5 protein-coding genes and 1 pseudogene are annotated in these 5187 nt (G+C 60.8%); 3 read left to right on the forward strand and 3 right to left on the reverse strand.

Features of this window, described 5'->3' with window-relative positions:
• Together ACZXDY_RS44560 and ACZXDY_RS44565 are read right to left on the reverse strand one after the other, a co-directional pair.
• On the reverse strand, positions 1-215 hold a 215-nt coding region (locus tag ACZXDY_RS44560; protein ID WP_464349841.1), incomplete at its 3' end, for an alpha/beta fold hydrolase.
• Positions 216-433: 218 nt separating this feature from the next.
• Positions 434-568 (reverse strand): annotated as a pseudogene (locus ACZXDY_RS44565) (IS110 family transposase); the annotation flags it as partial.
• 289 nt (positions 569-857) lie between these two features.
• Between ACZXDY_RS44565 and groES the strand changes: the two are divergent.
• The 3 genes from groES to ACZXDY_RS44580 all read left to right on the forward strand — a co-directional run bounded on the left by groES (position 858) and on the right by ACZXDY_RS44580 (position 3624).
• A complete protein-coding gene (gene groES, locus ACZXDY_RS44570; protein ID WP_028169444.1) occupies positions 858-1172 on the forward strand; it encodes a co-chaperone GroES in 315 nt (104 codons plus the stop codon).
• A 94-nt stretch (positions 1173-1266) separates the two neighbouring features.
• Entirely contained in the window at positions 1267-2907 is a 1641-nt protein-coding gene (groL, locus tag ACZXDY_RS44575; RefSeq protein ID WP_464349842.1) for a chaperonin GroEL, read from the forward strand.
• 255 nt (positions 2908-3162) lie between these two features.
• Positions 3163-3624 carry a MaoC/PaaZ C-terminal domain-containing protein gene (locus ACZXDY_RS44580; RefSeq protein ID WP_464349843.1) on the forward strand — a complete coding sequence of 154 codons (462 nt, stop codon included), beginning with the start codon at positions 3163-3165 and terminating at the stop codon, positions 3622-3624.
• A gap of 163 nt (positions 3625-3787) precedes the next feature.
• Here the strand turns inward: ACZXDY_RS44580 and ACZXDY_RS44585 are convergent, their stop codons facing one another.
• On the reverse strand, positions 3788-4978 hold the full coding sequence (locus ACZXDY_RS44585; protein WP_464349844.1) for a cupin domain-containing protein: 1191 nt from the start codon (positions 4976-4978) through the stop codon (positions 3788-3790).
• Positions 4979-5187 lie beyond the last annotated feature (209 nt).

Here is a 5187-nt window from a genome sequence, read left to right on the forward strand (position 1 = left end):
CCTTGTCCGCGCTTGTCGAAGGTCACGACCCGGGCGAAGCCCGCGAGCCGCCGCAGAAAAGCGGTGTATCCTGGGAGGTCGTGCTGGAATTCGATATGTGAGATGAAGCCGGGAACCAAAATCAGGTCGATCGGCCCGTCGCCCATCACCTGATAGGCGATGCTAACGTCGCCGCTCCGGGCATATCTCGTCTCGGGCAGTTTGAAGTCAGTCATCGAGCGAAACCTCGGGGCCTACTCCATTGTTGCCGCCTGAATAGCCGAGATCAACCCCGTAGCATCTGCCACTCCGGTTTACGTCTAAAGACCTCAGCCGTAGTCCCGCACATTTCCGCCTTGGGTCACAAGCAGCATTTGACGCCGCTCTGAGCCGCGTCCGGTCTACCCCGGTGAGCTGACGCGGTGATCTTCAATCCGGGTTTCGGCTATGGCTGCAGCTTCTGGAAAAACGCCAGGACATGGCGGCGCCTCAACTGACGGCGTATGACCACTTGGCCCGCTGCATCAACGCCATGTACTTGGAAGACCGACTTCGCAATATCCAGACCGATCATCGAAATTGACTGCATAGGCTGCTCCTTCGAATCGTGGGAGCCTCAAACGACGCCCAGTACTTGGCACTCTCGTGCCGGGGGAGGAGCCGTCCACAGCATCAGATTCGGACTCACAGCTAGCAGAGTTACTTCGCTCGCTTAGTGATCGCCGCCAGCATCCCTTCTCGAGAACCCAGGTTGCAGTCAAAAATCGTGGGGTCGAAACCTCTTGCGCCCCTGTGTCACTGGCATATGTGAGGGCGGTTAGCACTCGCTCATTGCGACTGCCAACGCAAAAATATTCACAAAAGTCAAGGAGGATTGCATGAAGTTTCGTCCGCTTCACGACCGCGTCGTGGTCACGCGCATCGAAGCCGAGGAGAAGTCCGCTGGCGGCATCATCATTCCCGACACCGCCAAGGAAAAGCCTTCCCAGGGCGAAGTTATTGCCGTTGGCCCTGGCGGCCGCGATGAGAACGGCAAGCTGATCCCGATCGACGTGCAGATCGGCGACCGGGTGCTGTTCGGCAAGTGGTCGGGCACTGAGGTCAAGATCGACGGCCAGGAGCTGTTGATCATGAAGGAGAGCGACATCATGGGCGTTCTCACCGACGGGTCGGCCAAGAAGAAGGCCGCCTGATCCATCGCTCGCACCGCTCACCCCTGAGGAGCGCCTGCCGGGCGCCCCGCCAAGGGTGAGACGAGGGTAAGACAAGAACTCAGGGAAACCAACAATGTCAGCCAAAGAAGTCAAATTCGGCGTCGACTCTCGCGACCGCATGCTGCGCGGCGTCGACATCCTCGCCAATGCGGTGAGGGTCACGCTCGGCCCGAAGGGCCGCAACGTCGTCCTCGACAAGTCGTTCGGCGCTCCCCGCATCACCAAGGACGGCGTCGCCGTCGCCAAGGAGATCGAGCTCGAGGACAAGTTCGAGAACATGGGGGCGCAGATGGTGCGCGAGGTCGCCTCCAAGTCCGCTGACGCGGCCGGCGACGGCACCACCACCGCGACCGTGCTCGCAGCCGCGATCGTGCGCGAGGGCGCCAAGGCGGTTGCCGCCGGCATGAACCCGATGGACCTCAAGCGCGGCATCGACCTCGCCGTCGAGGCCGTCGTCGCGGACCTCGAGAAGAACTCCAAGAAGGTCACCTCGAACGACGAGATCGCCCAGGTCGGCACCATTTCGGCCAACGGCGACGCCGAGATCGGCAAGTTCCTCGCCGACGCCATGAAGAAGGTCGGCAATGAGGGTGTCATCACCGTCGAGGAAGCCAAGTCGCTGGCGACCGAGCTCGACGTCGTCGAGGGCATGCAGTTCGACCGCGGCTACATCTCGCCCTACTTCGTCACCAACGCCGACAAGATGCGCGCTGAGATGGAGGACGCTTACATCCTGATATACGAGAAGAAGCTCTCCTCGTTGAACGAGCTGCTGCCGCTGCTGGAAGCCATCGTGCAAACCGGCAAGCCGCTGGTGATCATCGCCGAGGACGTCGAAGGCGAGGCGCTCGCGACCCTGGTCGTGAACCGCCTCCGCGGCGGCCTGAAGGTCGCGGCGGTCAAGGCTCCGGGTTTCGGCGATCGCCGCAAGGCCATGCTGCAGGACATCGCGATCCTGACCGGCGGCCAGGCGATCTCGGAAGACCTCGGCATCAAGCTCGAGAACGTCACCCTCAACATGCTCGGCCGCGCCAAGAAGGTGATGATCGACAAGGAGAACACCACGATCGTCAGCGGCGCCGGCAAGAAGGCCGACATCGAGGCGCGCGTGGCGCAGATCAAGGCGCAGATCGAGGAGACCACCTCGGACTACGACCGTGAGAAGCTGCAGGAGCGTCTGGCCAAGCTCGCGGGCGGCGTCGCGGTGATCCGCGTCGGTGGCGCGACCGAGGTCGAGGTGAAGGAGCGCAAGGATCGCGTTGATGACGCGATGCACGCGACCCGCGCGGCCGTGGAAGAAGGCATCCTGCCGGGCGGCGGCGTCGCCCTGCTCCGTGCCTCCGAGCATCTCAAGGGCATCCGCATCAAGAACGACGACCAGAGGACCGGCGTCGAGATTGTGCGCAAGGCGCTGTCCGCGCCGGCCCGTCAGATCGCAATCAATGCCGGCGAGGACGGCTCCGTCATCGTCGGCAAGGTGCTGGAGAAGGATCAGTACGGCTACGGCTTCGACGCGCAGACCGGCGAATACGGCAACCTGGTGTCCAGGGGCATCATCGACCCGACCAAGGTCGTGCGCGTGGCGATCCAGAATGCCTCCTCCGTGGCGGCGCTCTTGATCACCACCGAAGCCATGGTCGCCGAGCTGCCGAAGAAGGCCGCTGCCGGCCCCGCGATGCCCCCGGGCGGTGGCATGGGTGGTATGGACTTCTAATCCCGACCATTGAGCGCTCGAAAGAAGAAAGGCCCGGTAGCGATGCCGGACCTTTCTGCATTAACTGCGCGTCTGCTCGACGACGATCGCTTCTGCAAAAGCCGACCCACGGCAGGCTAAAAAAGCTCACCCAGTTGCTCACGAATACAAGGCGAAGACAGAGGGGGAGGTGATGATTTGACCGGCGCTGGGCTATAGTCCCCAAAGTCAGCTTATGCCGTCCTTTCGTCAGCCCGAGCGTAGAGGATTTGACCAATGACCAGCGGATATTTTGAAGACGTCGAGGTCGGTGACAGCCAGAAGGCTGGACCCTATTCTGTCTCCAAGGAAGAAATCATTCAGTTCGCCAAGCGGTTTGACCCGAGGCCCTTCCATATCGATGAGGCAGCCGCTGCGCGTTCGGTTTTTGGAGGACTGTCGGCATCTGCTGCCCACACGTTCGCGATCTTCATCTCGCTAACTAACGAATTACAGCCTCAAGTCCGTGCCATTGCCGGGTTGGGCTATGATGAGCTGCGGCTGCCCAACGCAGTGCGTCCCGGCGACGACCTTTATCTCGAAGCGACCACGTTGGAAAAGCGCGAGTCGAAGTCGAGGCCCGATAGTGGAATCGTTCGCGGCCAGTTCCGCTTGCGCAACCAAAAAGGCGAACCGGTGCTGCAGTGTGTCGGCAACGGTCTCGTTGCGCGGCGACCGGATGCGAAAGGATCAACGTAAGCCAGGATCAAAGGCTGCCTTGGACAGCTTGCATGACCCTATTCGGGTCACGTTCAGGAAGCAGACCTAGCGGCGCTCTGAGCTGAGGTCAGCCACGGGCCAGGAGCAGACTTCGCACCTAACCCACGAATGTTCCCACGCGCCCTGAACCGACATATGGCTTCTAGGGCTGTTTCATCTTGCCGATCGTGGACTCGGGCACCCCCGCGAAATTGTTCGCCAGCAAATAGTTTGGGCTCGACCGCACCCAATGGTCGAGGTCGATCTCCTCAAATTTGCCATTGTCCCACGTTTGCACGATTTCAAGGTCTTCGTCTCCGACATTCCTGATCGCGTGGCCGAAACCCATAGGGATGTAAACCGCATCGCCCGGACTGACGTCAGTGACCTTGCCGCGCCCGCCTGATCCGAACAGCGCGACCTGCCCTTTGCCGCGCAGATAGTAGTGCCATTCGTTCGCATTGGTGTTCCAATGCAGATTGCGCTGCTTACCCTTCTCAATGATCATCAGGCCGCCGGACATCGTCTTGGAGGCCGGGAACTCGTCAATGGAGGCGAGGCGAAACGTGCCGCCCTCGAAGTCACGTACTGCCTTTTGGTCTCGCAGCAGCCTGAATTTGTGTGTCGACTCCCTCGGCCAGGGCGCGTCGAGCGCTTGCGAAATAGGCACAATCGGCCCCGCCTGTATGTAGGTCTCTCCTTTGGGAAAGGCGTCGAACAAGTCCGTCGGCAGATGGAAGTTGGCGGCCACGAGGTTCTTCGGCGTTATGTCAATCCAGTCGGTGATCGAAAAGGTACCGTGCTCGGAGAACGCACCATTGTCGAAGGCCAGAACAAAGTGGCAAGGCTCGTCGCCGATGGTTTGGATCGAGTGGCCGTGGCCCCTGGCGAAGTACCAAAGATCGCCCGGCTCGTAGTTGTTGATCTCGCTCGCGCCCGAAGGCTCGACCACCACTGTTTGGCATCGGCCGTCAATGACGAAGGCCCATTCGGCGGCTATGGCATGCCAGTGTAGTTCGCGCGATGCTCCCGGGTTAAGGAACATGTGAACGCCCGCGATCCCTTTGCTTACCGGGAGCTGATGTTCCGTCGATTCCTTTGCCCAGCCGCCCGATGTAAGTTTCGGAACGCTGCCGTCGAGCGGATACTTGAAGTTCGGCATGGCCTCAATGTCTTTTGGGTCGTGGTACGCGACCTTGGCGCCCGGCGGAAGCTGCACTGCGTTTCGGCCATACCCGCCGTCGCCTGGATTGCCCCGATCGTTTGCGGCTGCTCCAGCCGCGTTCTGCATCAGTGCAAGCCCACTAGCGCCAAGCGCGGCTGCGCCTAAAAGAGCACGTCGAGTAGCGTCCATTTGACACCTCCTAACTAACTCACTCCGTTTCAGTTGCTGGAATTGCATTCGCCCTCCCGACCGGTCAGGGCGGGATTGGATTATATCGCGATGTTGGGGACTCTGTCAGAGTTATGGTGCGCGCCGATTTATGACCGCTAGACTGTATGTCCCCTCCACAAAATGAGGCGACTCACCCTCAATGTTGCGACGAGGGTTGCCTGGATGGA

This window comes from Bradyrhizobium sp. LeoB3 (genome assembly GCF_055456055.1).